Annotated in this window: 19 protein-coding genes; 10 read left to right on the top strand and 9 right to left on the bottom strand. The window is 70.4% G+C overall.

Translation table 11 applies throughout. The features are described from left to right. Nucleotides 1-76 precede the first annotated feature (76 nt). Entirely contained in the window at nucleotides 77-1,141 is a 1,065-nt protein-coding gene (locus tag LWJ43_RS21750; RefSeq protein WP_277333894.1) for a LacI family DNA-binding transcriptional regulator, read from the bottom strand. A gap of 110 nt (nucleotides 1,142-1,251) precedes the next feature. Between LWJ43_RS21750 and LWJ43_RS21755 the strand changes: the two genes are divergently transcribed. From LWJ43_RS21755 to LWJ43_RS21770, 4 genes are all read left to right on the top strand, one after another. Continuing rightward, nucleotides 1,252-2,403 (top strand): Gfo/Idh/MocA family protein, encoded by a 1,152-nt coding sequence (locus tag LWJ43_RS21755; protein WP_277333895.1) that lies wholly within the window; start codon nucleotides 1,252-1,254, stop codon nucleotides 2,401-2,403. Continuing rightward, entirely contained in the window at nucleotides 2,400-3,542 is a 1,143-nt protein-coding gene (locus LWJ43_RS21760) for a dihydrodipicolinate synthase family protein (RefSeq protein ID WP_277333896.1), read from the top strand. Before LWJ43_RS21755 ends, LWJ43_RS21760 begins: the two co-directional genes overlap by 4 nt. Then, nucleotides 3,539-4,372 (top strand): sugar phosphate isomerase/epimerase family protein, encoded by an 834-nt coding sequence (locus tag LWJ43_RS21765; protein ID WP_277333897.1) that lies wholly within the window; start codon nucleotides 3,539-3,541, stop codon nucleotides 4,370-4,372. The genes LWJ43_RS21760 and LWJ43_RS21765 overlap by 4 nt, the downstream gene beginning before the upstream one ends. A 320-nt stretch (nucleotides 4,373-4,692) precedes the next feature. Continuing rightward, complete coding sequence (locus tag LWJ43_RS21770; protein ID WP_277333898.1) at nucleotides 4,693-5,259, top strand: hypothetical protein; 567 nt, start codon at nucleotides 4,693-4,695, stop codon at nucleotides 5,257-5,259. Nucleotides 5,260-5,323: 64 nt separating this feature from the next. Here LWJ43_RS21770 and LWJ43_RS21775 read toward each other — a convergent pair whose 3' ends face one another. Then, the gene (locus LWJ43_RS21775) at nucleotides 5,324-5,707 is read right to left on the bottom strand and encodes a winged helix-turn-helix transcriptional regulator (protein WP_277333899.1); all 384 of its coding nucleotides are present in this window, start codon (nucleotides 5,705-5,707) and stop codon (nucleotides 5,324-5,326) included. A gap of 126 nt (nucleotides 5,708-5,833) precedes the next feature. On the opposite strand from LWJ43_RS21775, the gene LWJ43_RS21780 reads away from it, so the two are divergent. Together LWJ43_RS21780 and LWJ43_RS21785 are read left to right on the top strand one after the other, a co-directional pair. Next, nucleotides 5,834-6,241, top strand: a complete 408-nt coding sequence (locus tag LWJ43_RS21780) for a RidA family protein (RefSeq protein WP_277333900.1) — start codon at nucleotides 5,834-5,836, stop codon at nucleotides 6,239-6,241. A 534-nt stretch (nucleotides 6,242-6,775) separates the two neighbouring features. Continuing rightward, nucleotides 6,776-7,894, top strand: coding sequence for a hydrogenase expression protein HypA (locus tag LWJ43_RS21785; RefSeq protein WP_277333901.1), 1,119 nt, complete (start codon nucleotides 6,776-6,778; stop codon nucleotides 7,892-7,894). A gap of 335 nt (nucleotides 7,895-8,229) precedes the next feature. Here the strand turns inward: LWJ43_RS21785 and LWJ43_RS21790 are convergent, their stop codons facing one another. Together LWJ43_RS21790 and LWJ43_RS21795 are read right to left on the bottom strand one after the other, a co-directional pair. Beyond that, nucleotides 8,230-8,976, bottom strand: a complete 747-nt coding sequence (locus LWJ43_RS21790; protein ID WP_277333902.1) for a class I SAM-dependent methyltransferase — start codon at nucleotides 8,974-8,976, stop codon at nucleotides 8,230-8,232. Between the two features lie 243 nt (nucleotides 8,977-9,219). After that, nucleotides 9,220-9,552, bottom strand: coding sequence for an SMI1/KNR4 family protein (locus LWJ43_RS21795; RefSeq protein WP_277333903.1), 333 nt, complete (start codon nucleotides 9,550-9,552; stop codon nucleotides 9,220-9,222). A 107-nt stretch (nucleotides 9,553-9,659) separates the two neighbouring features. Here LWJ43_RS21795 and recD2 point away from each other — a divergent pair, with 107 nt between their 5' ends. Beyond that, the gene (recD2, locus tag LWJ43_RS21800) at nucleotides 9,660-11,891 is read left to right on the top strand and encodes an SF1B family DNA helicase RecD2 (RefSeq protein ID WP_277333904.1); all 2,232 of its coding nucleotides are present in this window, start codon (nucleotides 9,660-9,662) and stop codon (nucleotides 11,889-11,891) included. Between the two features lie 197 nt (nucleotides 11,892-12,088). Continuing rightward, complete coding sequence (locus tag LWJ43_RS21805; protein WP_277333905.1) at nucleotides 12,089-13,387, top strand: citrate synthase; 1,299 nt, start codon at nucleotides 12,089-12,091, stop codon at nucleotides 13,385-13,387. Between the two features lie 591 nt (nucleotides 13,388-13,978). Here the strand turns inward: LWJ43_RS21805 and LWJ43_RS21810 are convergent. The 3 genes from LWJ43_RS21810 to LWJ43_RS21820 all read right to left on the bottom strand — a co-directional run bounded on the left by LWJ43_RS21810 (nucleotide 13,979) and on the right by LWJ43_RS21820 (nucleotide 17,823). Further along, entirely contained in the window at nucleotides 13,979-16,441 is a 2,463-nt protein-coding gene (locus LWJ43_RS21810; RefSeq protein ID WP_277333906.1) for a heavy metal translocating P-type ATPase, read from the bottom strand. A gap of 221 nt (nucleotides 16,442-16,662) precedes the next feature. Continuing rightward, a complete protein-coding gene (locus LWJ43_RS21815; RefSeq protein WP_277333907.1) occupies nucleotides 16,663-16,968 on the bottom strand; it encodes a heavy-metal-associated domain-containing protein in 306 nt (101 codons plus the stop codon). A gap of 96 nt (nucleotides 16,969-17,064) precedes the next feature. Further along, nucleotides 17,065-17,823: a TetR/AcrR family transcriptional regulator gene (locus LWJ43_RS21820; RefSeq protein WP_277333908.1), complete on the bottom strand. Its 759-nt coding sequence runs from the start codon at nucleotides 17,821-17,823 to the stop codon at nucleotides 17,065-17,067. A gap of 158 nt (nucleotides 17,824-17,981) precedes the next feature. Here LWJ43_RS21820 and LWJ43_RS21825 point away from each other — a divergent pair, with 158 nt between their 5' ends. Beyond that, the gene (locus LWJ43_RS21825) at nucleotides 17,982-20,231 is read left to right on the top strand and encodes an MMPL family transporter (RefSeq protein WP_277333909.1); all 2,250 of its coding nucleotides are present in this window, start codon (nucleotides 17,982-17,984) and stop codon (nucleotides 20,229-20,231) included. Between the two features lie 199 nt (nucleotides 20,232-20,430). After that, entirely contained in the window at nucleotides 20,431-21,483 is a 1,053-nt protein-coding gene (locus LWJ43_RS21830; protein WP_277335958.1) for a zinc-dependent alcohol dehydrogenase family protein, read from the top strand. A 94-nt stretch (nucleotides 21,484-21,577) separates the two neighbouring features. Here LWJ43_RS21830 and LWJ43_RS21835 read toward each other — a convergent pair whose 3' ends face one another. After that, nucleotides 21,578-21,769: a helix-turn-helix transcriptional regulator gene (locus LWJ43_RS21835; RefSeq protein WP_277333910.1), complete on the bottom strand. Its 192-nt coding sequence runs from the start codon at nucleotides 21,767-21,769 to the stop codon at nucleotides 21,578-21,580. Nucleotides 21,770-21,926: 157 nt separating this feature from the next. Continuing rightward, nucleotides 21,927-22,853, bottom strand: a complete 927-nt coding sequence (locus LWJ43_RS21840; RefSeq protein WP_277333911.1) for a sugar phosphate isomerase/epimerase family protein — start codon at nucleotides 22,851-22,853, stop codon at nucleotides 21,927-21,929. Between the last annotated feature and the right edge of the window lie 31 nt (nucleotides 22,854-22,884).

Below are 22,884 nucleotides of genomic sequence, written 5' to 3' on the forward strand. Positions count from 1 at the left end.
CCCCCATCTTTCGGGGTGCGTCGCCCCACCGGTGGGGGAGTACCAGGTCAGCGGGGGGCCCGGGGCCGAACGGCGGTCAGCGGGCCGGGGCCGCCGTCGATCCCCGCTCCATGAGCTCCGCCGCGATGGTCGCGATACCGCCGGGCGGGGGTGTCTCCTTGCCCATGGCCAGCCGGCCCGCCCGCGCCCCCGCCTCGAACAGCGGCAGCCGCACGGTCGTCAGAGCCGGTACGGCGTCCACCGAGAACGGCAGGTCGTCGAAGCCGGCCACCGAGACGTCCTCGGGGATACGGAGCCCGAGGTCCCGCACCGCCGCGCAGGCACCCAGCGCCACCGTGTCGTTGGCGGCGACGACGGCTGTCACCTCGGGCTCGCGGCGCAGGAGTTCGAGCGTGGCGTCGTAACCGGAGCCGCGGTCGTAGGGGCCGTGCACGGTGACGTTCTCCTCGTCCCCGTAGAGCCCGGCCGCCTTCATGGCCTCGCGGTGGCCCTCCAGTCGGTGCCGGGTCGTGGTGCGCTCCAGGGGACCGGCGACGTAACCGATCCGGCGGTGCCCCAGGCCGATCAGGTGCTCGGTGAGCCGCCGGGCACCGCCCCGGTTGTCGAAGGCCAGTGCGGCGGTCACCGCGTCGGTGTCCGGAAGCGGGGGGCGTCCGCAGAAGACGATCCGGGTGCCGGCGTCCGCGAGCTTGGCCAGCTTCACGGCCATGGCCGCCTGGTGTGCCGGGTCCTCCAGCGCCCCGCCGGTGAGCACGACGGCCGCGGCACGCTGGCGCTGCAGCAGGGTGAGGTAGGTGAGTTCGCGCTCGGGGGAGCCACCGGTGTTGCAGACGACGGCGAGCTTCTCGCCGCCTCCGCGGCCCGACCCGTCGCCCGGTCCGCCGATCTCGCTCTGCGCGGCCCCGGCCATGATGCCGAAGAAGGGGTCGGCGATGTCGTTGACCAGGATCCCCACGAGGTCGGACGTGGCGGCGGCGAGCGAGCTGGCCGGGCCGTTCAGCACGTAGTCCAGTTCGTCCACCGCGCGCAGGACCCGCTCCCGGGTGGACGACGCCACCGGGTAGTTGCCGTTCAGGACACGGGACACGGTGGCCGGGGACACCCGGGCGCGGGCCGCGACGTCCGCCAGGGTGACTGTCATCGCTCTCCTCCGAGGAGTTGTGGAGCGCCCCCCTTGTCCGGGCCGCTGTCGGCAGGCTAGCGTCATACCGCATAGAAAGCGCTTGCTACGGCTGTATGGAGGGAACTTTCGTGACACGCAGGACAGTGCGCATCGCCATGAACGGCGTCACGGGACGCATGGGATACCGGCAGCACCTGGTGCGCTCGATCCTCGCGATCCGCGAGCAGGGCGGCCTCGACCTCGGTGACGGCGAGGTGCTGTGGCCGGAACCCGTGCTCGTCGGCCGCCGCGCCCACGCCCTGGAGGCACTCGCCGCACAGCACGGCCTGACCGAGTGGTCGACCGACCTGGACGCGGTGCTCGCCGACGAGTCGATCGACATCTACTTCGACGCCCAGGTCACCTCGGCCCGCGTCGAGGCGATCAAGAAGGCCATCGCCGCCGGCAAGCACATCTACACCGAGAAGCCCACCGCCACCGACGTCGAGGGCGCGCTCGAACTGGCCCGGCTCGCCCGCGACGCCGGCATCAAGCACGGAGTCGTCCAGGACAAGATCTTCCTCCCGGGCCTGCTCAAGCTGAAGCGCCTCATCGACGGCGGCTTCTTCGGCGAGATCCTCTCCGTGCGCGGCGAGTTCGGCTACTGGGTCTTCGAAGGCGACTGGCAGGACGCCCAGCGCCCCTCCTGGAACTACCGCGCGGAGGACGGCGGCGGCATCGTCGTCGACATGTTCCCGCACTGGGAGTACGTCCTGCACGAGCTGTTCGGCCAGGTCACGAGCGTCTCGGCGCACGTCCAGACGCACATCCCGCAGCGCTGGGACGAGCAGGGCAAGCCCTACGCCGCCACCGCAGACGACGCCGCGTACGGCACCTTCCAGCTGGCCGGCGGCGCCGTCGCACAGATCAACTCCTCCTGGGCGGTCCGCGTCAACCGCGACGAGCTCGTCGAGTTCCAGGTCGACGGCACCCACGGCTCCGCCGTCGCGGGCCTCCGCAACTGCCGTGTACAGCACCGCTCGGCCACCCCGAAGCCGGTCTGGAACCCCGACCTCCCGGTCACCGAGCCGTTCCGCGACCAGTGGCAGGAAGTCCCCGACAACGCCGAGTTCGACAACGGCTTCAAGGCCCAGTGGGAGCTCTTCCTGCGCCACATCGTCCTCGACGAGCCCTACACCTGGGACCTGATGGCCGGCGCCCGCGGTGTCCAGCTCGCCGAGCTCGGCCTCAAGTCCTCGGCCGAGGGCCGCCGCTTCGACGTACCGGAGCTGAACCTGTGACCATCCACCTCCCACAGGGTGCGTACGAACCCCGCACCACCCCGCTCGACCTGGCACCGTCCGGGGCGCCGCTCGCCTCCCGCACGGTCTTCTCCGCCGCCCACGTCGTCGCCGACCCGCACGCCGACATCAGCCCCGACGACCCCGTCGCCGTCGACTGGGACGCCACCCTCGCCTTCCGCCGCCACCTCTGGTCGCACGGCCTGGGCGTCGCCGAGGCGATGGACACCGCGCAGCGCGGCATGGGCCTGGACTGGGCCGGAGCCGCGGAGCTGATCCGCCGCTCCGCCGCCGAGGCGAAGTCCGTGGGCGGCCTGATCGCCTGCGGTGTGGGCACCGACCAGCTCACCGGCCCCGCCACCCTGACCGAGGTGCGCGCCGCGTACGAGGAGCAGCTCGCCCTGGTCGAGGAGAGCGGAGCGCGGGCCATCCTGATGGCCTCCCGCGCGCTGGCCGCCGCGGCGAAGGGCCCCGAGGACTACCTGGAGACGTACGCCCATCTCCTGCGCCAGGCCACCGAGCCGGTCGTCCTCCACTGGCTCGGCCCCATGTTCGACCCGGCGCTGGAGGGCTACTGGGGCAGCACGGACCTCGACGCCGCCACGGACACCTTCCTGAAGGTCATCGCCGAACACCCGGACAAGGTCGACGGCATCAAGATCTCGCTCCTGGACGCCGAGCGCGAGATCGACGTACGGCGCCGTCTCCCGAGCGGGGTGCGCTGCTACACCGGTGACGACTTCAACTACCCCGAGCTGATCGCCGGTGACGACCGCGGCTTCAGCCACGCCCTGCTCGGCATCTTCGACCCGCTCGGCCCGCTGGCCGCGCACGCGGTGCGGGTCCTGGACACCGGGGACGTGCGGGGCTTCCGCGATCTGCTGGACCCCACGGTCGAGCTGTCGCGCCACCTTTTCAAGGCCCCGACCCGCTTCTACAAGACGGGCGTGGTGTTCCTCGCCTGGCTGGCGGGCCACCAGGACCACTTCACGATGGTCGGCGGGCTGCAGTCGGCCCGTTCGCTGCCGCACCTGGCGAAGGCGTACGAACTGGCCGACCGGCTGGGCCTGTTCCCGGACCCCGAGCTGGCCGAGTCCCGGATGCGCGCCCTGTTGACCGTTCACGGAGGAAGCCGATGAGCACCGAACTGTCGCGCCTGTCCGTCAACCAGGAGACGGTCCGGCAGCTGTCCCTGCCCGAACTCGCCGAGGGCTGCGCCAAGGCGGGCATCGGCAGTGTCGGCCTGTGGCGCGCCCCGGTGCAGGAGTACGGCGTCGAGCGCGCCGGGCAGCTGATGAGGGACGCGGGCCTGACCGTCACCAGTCTCTGCCGCGGCGGATTCCTCACCGCGACCGACCCCGCCGAGCGCGCCCGTGCGCTGGACGACAACCGTGCGGCCGTCGACGAGGCCGCGGGCGTGAACACCGACACCCTGGTCCTGGTCTCCGGCGGGCTCCCCGCGGGGGAGAAGGACCTGCACGCGGCACGTGAGCGGATCGCCGACGCCCTGGCCGAACTGGCGCCGTACGCCTACGAGCGGGGTGTCCGGCTCGCGATCGAGCCGCTGCACCCGATGTTCGCGTCGGACCGCTGCGTGGTCTCCACGCTTTCGCAGGCCCTGGACCTCGCGGAGCGGTTCCCGGCCGAGCAGGTCGGGGTGGTCGTGGACGCCTACCACATCTGGTGGGACGACCAGGTTGCCGCGCAGATCGCGCGGGCGGGCGCGGGTGGCCGGATCCACTCCTTCCAGCTGGCCGACTGGATCACCCCGCTCCCGGCGGGCGTCCTGGTGGGCCGTGGCCAACTGGGCGACGGCTGCGTGGACTTCCGTGCCATGCGCCGCCAGGTGGAGGCCACAGGATTCGACGGACCGATCGAGGTCGAGATCTTCAACGAGGGACTCTGGGCGCGTGACGGCGCCGAAGTGATCGGCGAAGTCGCAGCCCGGTACCTGGAACACGCCTGCTGAGAGGGGTCCGGACGGCGGGAGGTAAATAGATCGCAAAGGCGTGCAACCTTTGCGTACCCTCCCCGGTCGTACTCAGCGTCGGGACTTCCGGGGAGGGGTCCGGGGGGATCGGGAAGCCCGACGGAGGGGGAAAGCGAGGGGGGTCCGGCCTGTGGGCCGGGCCCCATTCCGCTTCCCGGACCGTGCGCTTCCCGGGCCGTGCGCTTCCCGGACCGTCCGAGGCGGATCTGACCGCCCGGGTCCCGCACCATCCCCGTCGACGGCACCACGTACACGACGCTCCGGAACAGCCCGGTCGCCGGTCTGGGAGGATCGCCGGGATGACCAGACATTTCTCGATCACCTACCGGTGCGTAGGTGCGCTCCTCCACGAGACCGGAATGGTCTCCGAGGAGAAGACGCGCGGCGTCCTCGATGACGCCGCCACCTATGCGGATGACGAGCTGGACCAGTACGCGGCGGCTCGTGCCCTGGAGAGCTTCGGGGTGGCGGTCTCGGTCCACGCCGACGACATCGACTCCATCCACGAGGGCTACAGGGGCCTCCTGGCGGACGCCGCCGAGGTCGCCGGTGGCGAGGTCGCCATCACCGACGTCCGGATCGTCGAGGGGGAGGGTGGCTTCGAGGGTGGCCGCCTCGACGCCGTCGAGTTCAGGAGGGACGGCAAGCTCCTCTCCATCCCAGCCGAACACTTCGCGGAGGACTACTACGACCACGCGGCGGCCTGTCGGGCCATCGCCGCGACCTCCCGTGACGACGACCCGCGCACATGGCGAGGCGTCGGCTTCGCACGCGAGCCGGGCGCCGGCTACGACAGCATCATGGTCCTCGCCACACCCGAGCAGCGGGAGACGCTTCACCAGTACCTGGGACTGACGTTCCCCTGAACAGCGGTTGACCGGGCCCCGGGGCAGGCCGTCCTCGGAACCCGTCGGTGCGCCGTCCGTGACCTCAGGCGCCGTCGAAGCCGCTCCTGGCCGCCTCGATGTGGCCGATGTGCCGGTGGGTCCAGTCGCACATCACGTCGACCGTCTTCCGCAGCCCCTGACCCGGTCCGGTCAGGGTGTACTCGACCTTCGGCGGGACCGTGGGATACACGGTGCGCTCGACCAGACCGTTGCGCTCCAGCATGCGCAGGTTCTGGGTGAGCATCTTGTGGCTGACCCCCTCGACCGCGCTCCGCAGCTCACTGAAGCGCAGGGTGCGGTCGCCCAGGGCCTCGATGATCAGGAGTGCCCACTTGTTGGCGACGTCCGAGAAGATCTCCCGCGCCAGTGAATCCGCGCGCCTCAGATCGGCCTGTTCCTCGGGGGAGCCGCTGAACTGCTTGGTCACCTTCTGGTACCTCTGTCACTAAAAAGTGCGTTCTTCCACGTCAGCGCTCACTCTCCTACGGTTCCTGAGTAACCACAAGAGAGCACGTGCGGCCCGTCAGGGCTTCGCTGCAAGGAGGCGGACAGCATGGCCATCACCCTGACCAACCCCACGGGACTGCCGGAGATCGATGTCTACCGGCAGGTGTCGGTCGCGACCGGTTCGAAGCTGGTCTTCGTCGCCGGACAGGTCGCCTGGGACGCCGACGGCGTCACGGTGGGCGAAGGCGACCTGGCGGCCCAGGTCGAGCAGTGCTACGTCAACGTCGCCACCGCGCTGGCGGGCGTCGGAGCCTCTTTCGACGACGTGGCGAAGCTGAACGTGCACGTCGTCGGCTGGACCCCCGACAAGATGCCCCTGCTCCTGGAGGGGATCTCCCGGGCGTCCGCCCGGCTGGGCACCACCCCGGTACCGCCGGCCACCATGCTCGGCGTCGCCGCCTTGGACGTCCCCGAGCACCTGGTCGAGGTAGAGGCCACGGCGGTCATCGACTGAGGCGGCGGGGAGTCCGCCCCCAAGGGCCGAACCGCCGGTGGCAGGCTCCGTCGGCCGACCACGGTCGAGGGAGTTCCTGTACCGTCTTCCCGGGCCCGAACCGTTCAGGCGTGTCAGCTCTCACCGCCCGCCGACACGACTGCGCAGACTGGGACTTCACCCATCCGAGGGCCGAGGAGGGTGGGTCCGGTCGTGCGCGGGTGCGCAGGCGACGCGACGCCGAACCCGAATATGAGTAAGGGAATTGCATGGCACGTGAGGATGATCCTTCCAGACGCGTACCGCCGAGTTCCGGTACGTCCTCCGGCGCGTCCGGGAGTTCGCCGGCGCCGGCCCCCCCGGGCGGTACCGATCCAGGGTGCGGCCGGGGACGCGGCTGACACCCTGAGTCCCGGCGGCCCGCGCGGCCGCAAGGAGGACACGTCGTCCACGGCGGCCGGCCCGGACGCCGCCGCGCAGGGCCCGGCGAGTGGGAGCCCGGAGAGCAAGGACTCCGGGAGCGAGGCTCTCGAGGGTGCGGACGAGACACGGACCGTGAAGCGAGCGGGTACGGCCGCCGCCACCGCTTCCGTCACCGGTGCCGCCCGGGGCATCGGCGTCCCGGAGCCGTCGACGCAGGAGGCGCCCGGACGGGCGTCGGCCGACGGCTCCGACGAGACCACCGTGGCTTCGGCTTCGGCGTCGCCCGCCTCCGACCCGGTCGCGGCGCACGCGGCCACCGGTACCGTCAGCGGGTCCCCGAGCCCCGCAGTCGCAGTCGCGACGGCGGCGGCGGGCAGCGGTGGCGTGGGCACGCGCGCGGTCGGCGAACTGCTCGGCAGCCGACCGAAGAAACCGATGCTGGCCGCGGCGGCGATCATCGGCGCGATCCTGGTTTCCGTACCGTTCCTCATCTCGGGCCAGGACGACCGCAAGCCCGAGCAGGACCGCACGCAGAACGCGGCAGGCACGGTCCTGGGCACCGAAAGCTCCGAGCCCCCGGAGACCTACACCAGCAAGTCGCCGAGCCCTTCCGTGACTCCGAGCAAGGAGAAGGAGAAGGAGAAGGCGAAGGTGCAGGTGCAGGAGAAGCCGTCCGAGGCGCCTGCCGTCAAGCCGGTGATGGTACCGCCGCCGAAGAAGCCTGAGCGCAAGCCCACGGCCACGGTGACGGCGAAGGCGTTGCCGAGCACGGCCGCCGACGCGTTGAGCAGTCTCGCCGAGGCCGACCCCGAGGGGCGGCACATCTGTTACCGGGCCTTCGTGTCCGGGAGTGGCTGGCAGGCACCGGTGTGCGACGGGACGATGGCCGGGACGGCGGGCCAGGGGAAGCAGATCACGGCTCTCAACATCGCGGTGTGGAACGTCGGCGGGTCCTCCGCGAACGCCCTGCTGCACGACCAGGGTTCGACGAGTGGCAACGCAAAGTGGGCCCCGAGCTGGACGGCCCTCGCCGCAGACGGCAAGAACAACTACATAGGCAGTTCGAAGCAGGGTGCCCCTTTCATGACGGGATTCGCCATGAACGTCGGTAAGGGCGGCGTCTGCCACACGGCCAAAATGGGCAACGGCGGCTGGGGCAGGCAGTACTGCAAGAACAGCCGACCCGAGTACATGTTCGTCGGCACCACCGACAACAAGGGCTGGTTCGAGGCCGTGAAGCTCACGGTATGACCCACCGGGCTTCGGCCCGCGAGGCAGAGCCCCCTGGAATTCGCCGCCACCAGGGGGCTCCGCCGTGTCCGGCCCGGAGCCCGCGAAGCACGCCGGAGTGATCGCCCGGGCCATGCGGATGCCACGACGGCTCAGCTCCTCTGGGCCCGCCTCACGGTGTTGTTGCAGGACACGTCAACCTCTCACTGCCGGTTGTATGGGGTCGACGCTACGGTCAGTCAGCCCTTCACGGAGAGTGAGCCGGAACCACCCGCCAGCTCAAGTCGCGGGTCCGGCAGCTCCAGCCTCGGGTCCGGCAGTTCAGGCCGCTGGGCCGGGGCGGAGCCCGACAGCCGTCATCGAATGAGCGGGCCGGCCCCGTCCGGCTTCCTGAACAGTGCGGTCCAGAGGAAGTCCTCGCCGAAGTGGGGGGAGCCGGCGGGCTCGTCCCGCATCCGGCGCAGTTCGATCTCCTCCATCCCGGAGAAGATCCAGCGCAGCGACTCGGGCGTGTAGGCGAGCCCGCCCTGAAGTCCCGCACCGCCGTAGAACTCCGCGTCGGGCAGTTCCGAACCCATGGCCCCCGAGGCGAAGCAGCTGAGGGAGAGATACCCGCCGGGGGCGAGGGTACGGTCGACGAGTTCGAGGTAGCTGACGCGCCGGTGGGGCGGCAGGTGGTGGAAGCAGCCGGAGTCGTGAACAAGGTCGTACGGCCCGGCGGGCGCGTCGTCGGCGAAGGCGTCCCCGCAGTGGAAGCGGATGTCTGCTCCCGCATCGGCGGCCCGCTCCTCGGCCCAGGCGATGGCCCCCGGCGACAGATCGACGGCATCCACCTCGAAACCCCGTGACGCCAGGTACAGGGCGTTGCGTCCTGGTCCGCAGCCGAGATCGAGGGCACGGCCGGGGGCGACGACGCCCCGGTCGAGGAAGGAGACGAGGCTCTCGTCCGGCTTCGCCACGAAGAAGGGCACGGGCTTCGAGCGGTCCTCGTAGAACCCGTCCCACCAGGCGCCCGCACCGCTGGTCCACCGGTCGGCCCCAGGCGCGAACAGGCTGTCCATGAGCTTCAGTACGTCGTCCACCGAGCGTATGTTCCGGTCCATTCAGAACCCCCTTCGCGAGACCCCAACTCTATTCTGTCGAGGGGTGTTTCAGCAGCTCGGAGGCGGTGTGAGGGCTCGCTGTGGGGCCCGCACCGCAGCGTCCAGGAGCACCCGGCCCAGAGCCCTTGGGTGGAACCCGTCCCGCTGCCCACGCACCGCCGGAGAGTCTCGGAGGGCCCTTCCCGGCGGCAGCCCAGGCGTGTTTCTCGACCACTTCGCAGGCGATGCGGTCGGAGGGGGCTGTCAGGCTTCGATATCCCACTCGACGCAGTGGTGTCCCGACTCGTGTTCGTAGGTCGACGGCCGGTAGTACAGGAAGGGCGAGCCCGTCTCCAAGGAATCGGCCAGGACCCGGAAGAGCTCTGCCGGACCGGTCGCCCAGAGGGTGCCGTCGAGATCTCCCGACCCGATGCCCATCTCGTACACATGTCCGTACGAAGGCCCAGGGCGGTGATCGACGAAGGCGACGCCCCCGTCGTTGGGCCGGGCGATCGGCACGCACAGGTGCAGAGCCACGGGTATGCGCCCGGCGGCGAGGTCGGCGTCCACACGCCGCAGGGTGTCGGTCAGGGCCATGCGCACATCATCGGTCGCCGGGTGTGTTCCGCACCAACGCTTATGGGTCCTGCTCGCGTGCCGGGTGCTCCTCCGCGCTGTCGGCCCCACCCGATACCGTCGGCACCATGTCCAACACCGCCGTCCTCGAAGGCGTCCTGGAGCGGATCACCTACGCCAACGAGGAGAACGGGTACACGGTCGCCCGAGTCGACACCGGTCGTGGTGCGGGTGATCTGCTCACCGTCGTCGGCTCGCTGCTCGGCGCACAGCCCGGCGAGTCACTGCGCATGGAGGGCCGTTGGGGGTCGCATCCGCAGTTCGGCAGACAGTTCACCGTCGAGAACTACACGACGATCCTCCCCGCCACGATCCAGGGCATCCGCCGGTATCTCGGCTCCGGGCTGATCAAGGGCATCGGACCGGTGATGGCCGACCGGATCACCACCCACTTCGGCGTCGACACCCTGGACATCATCGAGCAGCATCCGAAGCGGCTCGTCGAGGTTCCGGGACTGGGCCCGAAGCGGACGAAGATGATCGCCGCGGCCTGGGAGGAGCAGAAGGCGATCAAGGAGGTCATGGTCTTCCTCCAGAGCGTCGGCGTCTCCACCTCCATCGCCGTCCGCATCTACAAGAAGTACGAGGACGCCTCCATCTCCGTCGTGAAGAACCAGCCCTACCGGCTGGCCGCCGACGTCTGGGGCATCGGATTCCTCACCGCCGACCGCATCGCCCAGGCCGTCGGAATCCCGCACGACAGTCCCGAGCGGGTCAAGGCAGGTCTCCAGTACGCCCTGTCGCAGTCCACGGACCAGGGGCACTGCTTCCTCCCCGAGGAGCGGCTGATCGCCGACGGGGTGAAGCTGCTCCAGGTCGACACGGGGCTCGTCATCGACTGCCTGGCCGAGCTCGCAGAAGACCCGGAAGGCGTCGTACGGGAGAAGGTGCCGGGCCCCGAGGACGGACAGCCCGTCACCGCCGTCTACCTGGTGCCGTTCCACCGCGCCGAGATCTCCCTGGCCGCCCAGGTGCAGCGCCTGCTGCGTACGCCGGAGGACCGGATGCCCGGCTTCCAGGACGTGGACTGGGACAAGGCGCTCGCCTGGCTCGCGGGGCGTACGGGGGCCACACTGGCCCCCGAGCAGGAGGCGGCCGTCCGGCTCGCGCTCAGCAGGAAGGTCGCCGTTCTCACCGGCGGTCCCGGCTGCGGGAAGTCGTTCACCGTCCGCTCCGTGGTCGAGCTGGCCCGCGCCCGGAACGCCAAGGTCGTGCTGGCCGCCCCCACCGGGCGGGCGGCGAAGCGCCTCTCGGAGCTGACCGGCGCGGAGGCGTCCACCGTGCACCGGCTGCTGGAGCTGAAGCCCGGCGGGGACGCGGCGTACGACCGCGACCGGCCGCTGGACGCCGATCTGGTCGTCGTCGACGAGGCGTCGATGCTCGATCTGCTGCTCGCCAACAAGCTCGTCAAGGCCGTGGCACCCGGTGCCCATCTCCTTCTGGTGGGCGACGTGGACCAACTGCCCTCGGTCGGCGCCGGGGAGGTGCTGCGGGACCTGCTGGCGGACGGCGGCCCCGTCCCCGCCGTCCGGCTGACCACCATCTTCCGCCAGGCCCAGAAGTCCGGCGTCGTCACCAACGCCCACCGCATCAACTCCGGGGTGCCGCCGCTGACCCAGGGGCTCGACGACTTCTTCCTGTTCGTCGAGGACGAGACGGAGGACGCCGGAGTGCTCGCCGTCGATGTCGCCGCCCGTCGCATCCCCGCCAAGTTCGGCCTGAACCCCCGCCGTGACGTGCAGGTCCTCGCCCCGATGCACCGGGGCCCGGCAGGCGCCGGCCATCTCAACGGGCTGCTCCAGCAGGCCATCACCCCCGGACGCCCGGGCCTTCCCGAGAAGCGGTTCGGAGGCCGGGTCTTCCGGGTAGGCGACAAGGTGACACAGATCAGGAACAACTATGACAAGGGGGAGAACGGCGTCTTCAACGGCACGGTCGGTGTCGTGACCGCCCTCGACGCGGACGAGCAGAAGCTGACCGTCCTCACGGACGAGGAGGAGGAGATCGCGTACGAATTCGACGAGCTGGACGAACTGGCCCACGCCTACGCGATGACCATCCACCGCTCGCAGGGCAGCGAGTATCCGGCGGTCGTCATCCCGGTCACGACCAGCGCCTGGATGATGCTCCAGAGGAACCTGCTCTACACGGCTGTGACCAGGGCCAAGAAGCTGGTCGTGCTGGTCGGCTCGCGCAAGGCCATCGGCCAGGCGGTCCGCACCGTTTCCGCAGGCAGGCGCTGTACGGCACTGGATTTCCGGCTCAGCGGCGGTACGGCGGAAGACTTCCCGAAAAAATGATCGATCAAAACGGTGGGAAACATCACTGAGCTCTTCCGGAACCGCGGCCCAGGGGGCAGGATGAGAAAGTTGACGGCACTCAGTGCCGTCAGTAGGTCCAATGGACGACCCCGAGTGCACTCTCCTGAGCCAAATGGGGGAGGGTGGAGACAGTCAGGGCACCTCGAAGAAGAGGCACTACGTCGGTGAGGGATGACGTGAGCGAGCACACCAACAACGCTGTAGTACTGCGGTACGGCGATGACGAGTACACCTACCCGGTGATCGACAGCACCGTCGGCGACAGGGGCTTCGACATCGGGAAGCTCCGGGCCAATACGGGCCTGGTCACGCTGGACAGCGGATACGGCAACACGGCCGCGTATAAATCCGCCATCACCTACCTCGACGGCGAGCAGGGCATCCTGCGCTACCGCGGCTACCCGATCGAGCAGCTCGCCGAGAGCTCGACGTTCCTCGAGGTCGCCTACACGCTGATCAACGGTGATCTCCCCAAGGTCGACGAGCTGTCGGCCTTCAAGAACGAGATCACCCAGCACACGCTGCTGCACGAGGACGTCAAGCGCTTCTTCGACGGCTTCCCGCGCGACGCCCACCCGATGGCGATGCTGTCCTCGGTCGTCAGCGCGCTGTCCACCTTCTACCAGGACAGCCACAACCCGTTCGACGAGGAGCAGCGGCACCTCTCGACGATCCGGCTGCTGGCCAAGCTCCCGACGATCGCGGCGTACGCGTACAAGAAGTCGATCGGTCACCCGTTCGTCTACCCGCGGAACGACCTCGGCTACGTCGAGAACTTCCTGCGCATGACCTTCTCCGTGCCGGCCCAGGAGTACGTGCCGGACCCGGTCGTCGTCTCGGCGCTCGAGAAGCTGCTCATCCTGCACGCGGACCACGAGCAGAACTGTTCGACCTCCACCGTGCGTCTGGTCGGTTCCTCGCAGGCGAACATGTTCGCCTCGATCTCCGCCGGTATCTCCGCCCTGTGGGGCCCGCTGCACGGTGGCGCCAACCAGTCGGTCCTGGAGATGCTCGAGGGCATCCAGGCCAACGGCGGCGACGTCGACTCCTTCATCCAGAAGGTGAAGAACAAGGAGGACGGCGTCCGCCTGATGGGCTTCGGCCACCGGGTGTACAAGTCGTTCGACCCGCGCGCCAAGATCATCAAGGCTGCCGCGCACGACGTGCTGTCCTCGCTCGGCAAGTCCGACGAGCTGCTCGACATCGCGCTCAAGCTGGAGGAGCACGCGCTCTCCGACGAGTACTTCGTCTCGCGCAACCTCTACCCCAACGTGGACTTCTACACGGGCCTGATCTACCGCGCCATGGGCTTCCCGACCGAGATGTTCACCGTGCTCTTCGCGCTCGGCCGGCTCCCCGGCTGGATCGCCCAGTGGCACGAGATGATCAAGGAGCCGGGATCCCGCATCGGCCGCCCGCGCCAGATCTACACCGGCGAGGTCCTGCGCGACTTCGTCCCGGTCGAGGGCCGCTGAGCCTGTAGGACCGCTGCTCCACCCCCGGCCGCTCGCGGCCGGCATCCTTCGCCCCGCGTACCGCGCTCGCACACTCCGGAGCGCGGTGTCCGGGGCGATTCGGCGTTGTACGGGGCTGTCCGCCGGGCCCGCATCCGTCGTGCGGGCTCGTCCGTCGCCGCCCGCATCCGTCGTACGGGGCCGTCCGCCGGCCCCGTATCGGTGGTTCCGGCGCGTTGCCGGTGCCGTGAGCGAGAAACGCCCCGCCGCCGATCCCCCCACGGGTCGACGGACAGGGCGCTTCCCATATCCCCCGGAGCGGATTCCCCCCACGGGATCCGGCCGGGCGTCTGAAGGGAGCCTGAACTCCCGTTGTTGTGCGGTGGTGCCTATTCAGTTCGGTCCTGCTGTGCGGCTTGCCGGGGTACGTACGGACAGGAGGGCCGCTCAAAGCTCCCCGGTGCACGTGCCCCGGCCAACACCTGCCAGGAGCGTCCCCCAAGACACTCCATCGGACGTCCCCCAAGACATCCTTGGCATCGCACTCTTAGACTCACCAACCCATCAGATGGTTACCCTCGAATCGGTGTGATCTAAGTCTCTTTGTGGAAATCATGTGAAGGAGCGCAACCTCAGGCTGTTCGTCACGACGAAGACCGACGAGAACGCCATTGCAGCTCCCGCGATCATGGGGCTGAGCAGCCCGAACGCGGCGAGAGGCAGTGCGGCCACGTTGTAGCCGAAAGCCCAGAAGAGGTTGCTTCTGATGGTCCACAGAGTACGCCTCGACAGGCGGATAGCGGCAGGGGCCACCTTGAGATCTCCACGGACCAGTGTGAGGTCACCCGCTTCGATCGCCGCGTCGGTGCCGGTGCCCATCGACAGTCCGAGATCGGCCACGGCGAGCGCGGCGGCGTCGTTGACGCCGTCACCGACCATCGCGACGGACCGGCCTTCGGCCTGCAGGCGCCGTACGACCTGCGCCTTCTCTTCGGGGAGCACCTCCGCGAGAACCGTGTCGATCCCGACCGCGCGCGCCACGGAGTCCGCTGAGGCCTGGTTGTCCCCGGTCAGCAGGATCGGGTCGAGGCCCAGCGCGCGGAGCTCCGCGACGGCCTCCGCGCTGCTCTCCTTCACCGCGTCGGCCACCTCCAGGACGCCCCTGGCCTCCCCGTCCCAGGCCACGGCGACGGTCGTACGCCCCTGACGCGCAGCCTGCGCCAGGGCGTCCTCGAGCGAGGGCGGGAGGGTGATGCCGGCATCGGCCAGGAGCTTCGCCCGGCCGGCCAGCACGACGTGCCCCTCGACGGTGCCGCGCACCCCGAGGCCGGGGGCGTCGGAGAAGTCCACCGGCGCGGGGAGCGCCGAGCCCGTGCGGGCGGCCGCTCCCGCGGCCACCGCGCGGGCCACCGGATGTCCGGAGGCGTGCTCGAGGGCGCCCGCGAGGCGGAGTACGTCCTCCTCGGCCGTCCCGGGGGCGGTGTGGACGCTTCCGAGGGTCATCCGGCCGGTGGTGACCGTCCCGGTCTTGTCCAGGACGACCGTGTCGATCCTCCGTGCGGTCTCCAGAACCTCGGGGCCCTTGATCAGGATGCCGAGCTGCGCGCCCCGCCCGGTACCGGCCATGAGGGCCGTGGGCGTGGCGAGCCCCAGGGCGCAGGGGCAGGCGATGATCAGGACGGCCACGGCGGCGGTGAACGAGGCGGTGACGTCGTCGGTGGCGAGCAACTGGACCACCAGCGTCCCCAGGGCGATCAGCAGGACGACGGGGACGAAGACCGCGGAGATCCGGTCCGCGAGGCGCTGGGCGGCGGCCTTGCCGCTCTGCGCGTCCTCGACCAGCCGGGCCATCCGGGCCAGCTGGGTGTCCGCGCCGACCCGGGTGGCCTCGACGACCAGCCGGCCGGAGACGTTCAGGGTGGCTCCGGTGACGGAGTCGCCCGGAACGGTGTCCACCGGGAGTGCCTCCCCGGTGAGCATGGAGGCGTCGACGGCCGAGGCGCCCTCGATGACGGTGCCGTCCGTGGCGATCTTCTCGCCGGGCCGTACGACGAACCAGTCGCCGACCAGAAGCCGGCCGACGGGGACGCGTACTTCGGTGACCTCGCGCCCAGGCCCCGCCCCCGGCCCGGTGTCCGTGTTCGTGTCCGTGTCCGTGCGAAGGACCGTGACGTCCTTCGCGCCGAGATGGAGCAGCGCGCGCAGAGCGGAACCGGCCTTCCGCTTGGACCGCGCCTCCAGGTAGCGGCCCAGCAGGATGAAGCCGACGACTCCGGCCGCGACCTCCAGGTAGATGGTGGAGGAGGGATCGGACCCGGAGGCGGTGACGTCGAACCCGTGCCGCATGCCGGGCATGCCCGCCGAGCCGAGGAACAGGGCCCAGAGCGACCAGCCGAAGGCCGCGAGCGTACCGATCGACACCAGGGTGTCCATCGTCGCGGCGCCGTGCCGCAGGTTCGCCCAGGCGGCGCGGTGGAAGGGGAGCCCGCCCCAGACGACGACGGGCGACGCGAGGGTGAGGGAGAGCCACTGCCAGTTGTCGAACTGGAGAGCCGGGATCATGGCCATGAGGACCACCGGCACGGCGAGCGCCGCCGAGACCTGGAGGCGCTGCCGGAGTACGGCGAGGGCTTCGTCGGCCGTGCGCTCGGCGGAGTCACGGGGGGCATCGGCCTCGCGCCCGGCCGTGTCGCTTCCGGCGGCCTCGTCCGTCGGTGAGGTACGAGGTGGCCCCTCACCCTCCGGTGCCTGTGCCTGTGCCTGTGCTTGTGCCTGCGCCGGTGCCTGCGCCTGTGCTTGTGCCTGCGCCGGTGGCGCGGGAGCGGGGCGGACGACGGGCCGGGCCGTGTAGCCGGTCTTCTCGACCGTGGCGACGAGGTCGCCGAGAGTGGTGCCGGCTCCGTAGGAGACGCGGGCCTTCTCGGTCGCGTAGTTGACGGTGGCGGTCACCCCGTCCATCCGGTTGAGCTTCTTCTCGACGCGGGCCGCGCACGAGGCGCAGGTCATCCCGCCGATCGTCAGCTCCGCATCGGAGGTGTCGGCCGCCGGGGCCTCGGCTGCCGTGGTGCTGGCCATGTGTGCGGACTCCTGGGTCGAGCAGTCGGGCCGTTTCCCCACCAGTATCTGCTTCCTGGTGGCGGAACCGGCCCGAAGGGAGGCGCTGGGTCGTGCGGGCCGGCTGTGGCTCCCGCACCGGTGGTGCGGGGCCGCGCGTCCGTAACGGAGGCTTGTGCTCCTGCGGCGCGTACCCGGGCCGGCCGCGCGCCGGGCGGCCGGAGCGACCGCAGCGGCCGGTCTCAGGCGCGGCCCACGAGTTCGTAGCCGGCCTCGTCGACGGCGGCGCGTACGGACTCGTCGGTCAGGGCGGCCGCGGAGGCCACGGTCACCCGGCCGGTGGCCGCCTCCGCCTTCACCGAGGTCACTCCCTCGATCGCGGAGAGCTCCTCGGAGACCGCCCCTTCGCAGTGCCCGCAGGTCATGCCCTTCACCTCGTACACCGCGGTGACGCCGCCCGCCTGGGTGCCCGCCGTCCGGTCGTCGCAGGAGCCGGTGGACGAGCAGCAGGAGCCGGCGGTCTTGGGCGTGTCCGTCTCGGTGGTCATGACGTTCTCCTCTTCGCAGGCACACATGGTGTGACGGATGTGGCGCAAGGGCGCACCGGAAAGCCCGATGAGCCGCCCGCACCGTCAACTATACCCCTAGGGGGTATCGCTGCTCCGTGCGGTCGCCCTGTCGGGTGTGTCGCAGGCCAGGGGCTCCAGGTAGCGGTACATCACGGTCTTCAACTCCTCCACGTAAGCCTCCCGTTCGGTGCCCTCGTGCGACATGACCAGGTCGAGTCCTGCCTTGAAGAGCACGAAGGCCATCTCGGCGGTGCGGGTGACCTGGTCCGCGGGGAGTTCCGGAAGGTAGGCGGCCAGGAGCTCTTCCGTCCTGGTGAGCATCGTGGCGTGCAAAGCGTCGTGCTCCCGGGTGATCACGCCCGGGATCTCGGAGCCGTGGGTGAGCACGGCGAACGCCGGGTTCTCGCAGTTGAAGGCGATCAGGGGGTCGAGGACCGTGTCCAGCAGCCTGTCGAGCGGCAGCTCGATGTGTCTGACGACGAACGCCGCGCCGTACGTCTCCCGCCAGCGGTGCATGAGCTGCTCGCCGAGCTCGATGGCGATGGCTTCCTTGTTGGGGAAGAACTGGTAGAGCGTGCCAGGTGAGACGCCCGCCTCGCGGGCGATGGCGTTGGTGCTGGCGCCGTTGTACCCGCTGGCGCAGAAGACGTCGGCGGCGGCTTCCAGCAGCTGGGCGATGCGGGCCTCGCCGCGCGCCTGGCGGCGGCGCGGCCGGCTCGCCTCGCCGCCCGGCCCGGCTCCGGCGTCCTGGCCGGCGTCCGCACCCTTGCCGCGCCCGCCGGGCCTGCCGCTCTCTTCGCGTGTGGCGGCTTCTTCCGCCCTGGCCTCCGGCACGGTCGATCCCCAGCTCTCAAGACGCGGTTGACAAATGCGAGTGGTCGCTCGCATTCTGATGAAACACGAGCGGGTACTCGTGTTTGCCAGTGTACGTGGCAATGGCCGACCCATGCTGCCTCGCGCCGCCCGGGTCCCGGTGAAGGGGACACCGCACCATGTCGGACGTCAACAGCTCGGAGCGCGTCGGGGGGTGGACCCGGTTCGTCACCGCGCGGCCACGGTTCGCCCTGCTGGCCGCCCTCGTGATCACGGCGCTCGCCGTGTTCGCGGGCAGCGGAGTGGCCGACCGGATGGGCAGCGGCGGCTGGGAGGCACCCGACGCCGAGTCGACCTGGACGACCCAGGTGCTGGAGCGTGAGTTCCCCGCGTCGCAGCCCAATCTGCTCCTGCTCGTCGACAGCGGCGGCGCCTCGGTCGACGACCCCGCGGTGGCCGCCGAGGCCGCCCGGCTGACCGACCGCCTGTCGGCCGAGCCCGGGATCACGGGCGTCGGTTCGTACTGGCGGACGAAGTCCCCCACCCTGCGCTCCTCGGACGGACACGAAGCGATCGTCGCCGCCCGGATCGGGGGTGACGAGAAGGCCGCCGGCGAGACCCTGGACCGGATAGCCCCCGTCTACCGGGGCACGAACGGTCCGGTGGAGGTCTCCGTCGGCGGGCCCGTCGCCGTCCGGCACGAGATGCAGAGCACCATCCAGGAGGACCTCCTGCGGGCCGAGCTCATCGCGCTGCCGGTCACGCTGGTGCTGCTGGTCATGGTCTTCGGCAGCGCGATCGCCGCCCTGCTGCCGCTCGGTGTGGGGATCGTCGCGATCCTCGGGACCAACGCCGTGCTGCGCGGCATCACCGAATTCACCGAGGTCTCCGTCTTCGCCCAGAACCTCACCACGGCCCTGGGGCTCGGACTCGCCATCGACTACGCGCTGTTCATCGTGCGCCGGTTCCGCGAGGAGCTCTCCGCCGGGGCCGACACCCGCGTGGCGATCGGCACCACACTGCGTACCGCAGGACGGACGGTGCTCTTCTCCGCGCTGACGGTGGCAGTGTCGCTGGCCGCGATGATGGTCTTTCCCCAGTACTTCCTGCGCTCCTTCGCCTACGCCGGCATCGCCGTGGTGCTGCTGGCCGCCGCCGCTGCCCTGATCCTGCTGCCGGCCGCCCTGATGCTGCTCGGCCCACGGGTCAACGCACTGGACCTGCGCCGGCTGCTGCGCCGCCGCGGAAAGCCGGCCTCCGGGGCGGACGCGTCCGAGAGCTCGGGCAGGGGGTGGGCCCGCTTCTCGGCGCTCGTGATGCGGAGGGCTCCTGTCTTCGCCGTCGTCACCACGGTCGGGCTGCTGCTCCTGGGGCTCCCGTTCCTCGGAGTGAAGTTCGGCACGGCGGACGACCGGCAGCTGCCGGCGAACGCCGAGTCCCGCGTCGTCCAGGAGCACATCCGGGAAGGCTTCCCCGGAAGCCCTGGTGCTGGACTCGAAGTCCTCGCGGAGGGCGCCGCGAGTCCCGGCCGGTACGCCGACTTCAAGGAGCGGATCGAGGCGCTCCCCGGAGTGGAGCGGGTGAACGGTCCCGTGACGGGGGAGGGCTTCGCGTACTTCGATGTCCTACCCGAAGGGGAGTCCGTCGGACAGGACGCTCAGGACCTGGTCCGGGAACTGCGAGCCGAGCCGGCTCCGTTCGACACCTCGGTCACCGGCACGGCGGCCGTCCTGGTCGACTCCAAGGACGCCATAGCGGACCGGTTGCCGTGGGCGGTGGGAATCATCGTCGTGGTGACACTGCTGCTGGTCTTCCTGCTGACCGGGAGTGTCCTGATACCCCTCCAAGCCGTCGTTCTCAACGCGCTCAGCCTGACCGCGATGTTCGGAGCGGTGGTCTGGGTCTTCCAGGACGGAAACCTGTCCGGGATCCTCTCCTTCACCAGCACGGGTGACATAGAGACGACGCTGCCCGTGCTGATGTTCTGCGTGGCCTTCGGCCTCTCCATGGACTACGGCGTGTTCCTGCTCTCCCGGATCAAGGAGGAGTACGACCGGACCGGAGACCACGAGCAAGCCGTGACGTTCGGGCTCCGGCGTACCGGCGGACTGATCACCGCCGCCGCCGTGATCCTTGCCGTGGTGATGGTCGCCATCGGCACCTCGCGGGTGACCAACACGAAGATGCTCGGACTCGGGATCGCGCTGGCCGTGCTGATGGACGCGATGGTGGTGCGCAGTCTGCTGGTGCCGGCCGTGATGAAGCTGATGGGCCGCGTCACCTGGTGGGCCCCCGCGCCGCTGCGCGCCTTCCACCGGCGGTTCGGGCTGAGCGAGGGGGAGGAGCCGGCGCCCACCTCGGACCAGGGCGCCGACGAGCGGTCCGAGACGAACGGGCGGGAGCGGGACAAGATCACAGCCGGGGCGTAGATTCGCCGGATCACGACCAGCATGACGACGGCCGGAAGCTTGTGCTCGGAAGCCAGTGGCGGTGGCCGGTCGACGACACTTCGCCGACGGACGACAGATGACGGATGCGGCATCCGGCTTCCGGCTTCCGGATGCCGGATGGCGGCAGCTGGACGGCGACGGCCGGTCGACGCCGGCCGGACCATGGGAGGCGGAGTCGATGCGGGCAGTGGTGTTCGAGGAGTTCGGGCAGGAGGCCCGGGTCGGGGATCTTCCCGACCCCACCCCCTCCGCCGCGGGAGTGGTGGTCCGGGTCGACGCCACGGGGCTCTGCCGGAGTGACTGGCACGGCTGGATGGGCCACGACCCGGACATCGTCCTCCCGCACGTACCCGGTCACGAACTGGCCGGGGTGGTCGAGGAGGTGGGCCCCGGCGTGCGCAACTGGCGCGTGGGCGACCGGGTCACCGTGCCCTTCGTCTGCGCCTGCGGCCGCTGTCCCGCATGCGCCGCCGGTGCCCAGCAGGTCTGCGAGCGTCAGACCCAGCCGGGCTTCACCCACTGGGGATCCTTCGCCGAGTACGTGGCGCTGGAGCAGGCAGACGTCAATCTGGTCGCGGTGCCCGAAGGGCTGTCGCCCGCCACGGCGGCCGGGCTCGGATGCCGGTTCGCCACGGCGTTCCGTGCCGTCGTGGGGCAGGGGCGGGTGGCACCGGGGGAGTGGGTCGCCGTGCACGGCTGCGGCGGGGTCGGGCTGTCGGCCGTGATGATCGCCGTGGCATGCGGGGCCCGGGTCGTCGCGGTCGACGTCTCGCAGCGGGCCCTGGAGTTGGCGCGGGCGTTCGGCGCCTCCGCGTGTGTCGACGCGTCCGCGCACCCTGCCGGTGCGGACGAGGCGGTACGCGAACTGACCGGCGGCGGGGCCCATCTGTCACTGGACGCGCTGGGCTCCCCGGTCACCTGCGCCGCGTCCGTGAAGAGCCTGCGTAGGCAGGGTCGTCATATCCAGGTCGGATTGCTGCCGTCCGCCGCCGGTGACCCCGTCGTCCCCATGGCGCGCGTGATCGGCCTGGAGCTGGAGATCCTCGGCAGCCACGGCATGGCCGCCCATGACTACCCGCCGATGATGCGCATGGTCCGGGCCGGGACCCTGCGACCGGACCTCCTGGTGACCTCCACCATCACCCTGGACGCGGCTCCGGCCGCCCTCGCCGCGATGGCCACCGCGCCCGGAGCGGGCGTCACGATCATCGAACCGGCGAAGGAGGACTGAGAGCCGGCGACCCCGGCCCTCCGGAAGACCCCGGCCCTCCGGAAGACCCCGGCCCCTCGGCCCCGGTTCGACATCTGCGGCCCTCGGCCCCGGTTCAACGGCCGCGGTTGCTGGGCCGGGACGCGACCCATGCGAGGACGGTGTCCACGAACCAGTAGGGCTTCCCGTGCCGGACGTCGTCAGGAGGTGGCAGCAGCCCGTGCTTGCGGTAGGAACGGATCGTGTCCGGCCGGACCTGGATGTGCGCCGCAATGTCCTTGTACGACCAGAGCGTTCTGTCCGTCATGAGTGACACCTCTCCGTACGTCCGTGCACCTCTGTCCCGGTGAACGAGAGGGCCCGGGGCGGGGCAGGGGGCGTCGCGAGGCTGTGACACAGGATCGGCGGAACCGGGACATACGTGACAGAGGAGTGACGGCCGTGGCGTAAGAGGACTCAGGGGCTCAGGAGGACGGTCGTGCGGGCCCGCAGATGCGGAGGAACTCGCGGGTGCGACGTGCGATGGGCAGGGGCTTGTCGGGCGGGCAGGGGTACATGTCCTGCTCGACGATGGCGAACAGATCGGTACCCAGGGCGCGCGCGGCGTCCAGTACCGGCTCCAGTGCCGGCACTCCGCCCGGCGGCTCGCACATCACGCCGCGCGCCACTGCCGGACCGAACGGCACCTCGTTCGCCACGACGTCTGCGAGCACCGCCGGGTCGACCTGCTTGAGGTGCAGATAGCCGATCCGCTCGCCGTAGGTCCGAATGAGCTCGACGCTGTCCCCGCCGCAGTACGCGTAGTGGCCGGTGTCGAGGCAGAGGGAGACCAGTTCGGGGTCGGTGGCGTCGAGGAAGCGGTTGACGTTCTCCTCGCTGTCGATGTGCGTATCGGCGTGCGGGTGCACCACGATGCGCAGCCCGTAGCGGTCCCGTACCTCGCGTGCCAGCCGTTCGGTCTGGGTCGTGAGGTCACGCCACTGCGCGCCGGTGAGCGTGCGGTCCTCCAGCACCTCGCCGGTCTTGTCGTCCCGCCAGAACGACGGGATGACCACGAGATGCTCGGCGCCCATCGCCCGGGTGAGTGCCGCGATGTCCGCGACATGCTCCCAGGTCCGGTCCCAGACCGCCGGGCCGTGGTGCAATCCGGTGAAGACCGTGCCCGCGGAGACGGCGAGATCGCGGCGGGCGGTCTCGTCGGCGAGCCGGGCGGGGTCGGTCGGCAGGTAGCCGTACGGCCCGAGTTCGATCCACTCGTAGCCCGCCTCGGAGACCTCGTCGAGGAATCGCTCCCAGGGCACCTGCTGCGGATCGTCGGGGAACCACACCCCCCACGAATCCGGTGCCGAGCCGATGCGGATGCGGGCCGAAGAGGGTACGGAGGAGGTCATATCGCCCACCCTCCAGCCCTCGGGAAACAGT

It is taken from the genome of Streptomyces sp. JH34 (genome assembly GCF_029428875.1).
GTDB lineage: Bacteria > Actinomycetota > Actinomycetes > Streptomycetales > Streptomycetaceae > Streptomyces.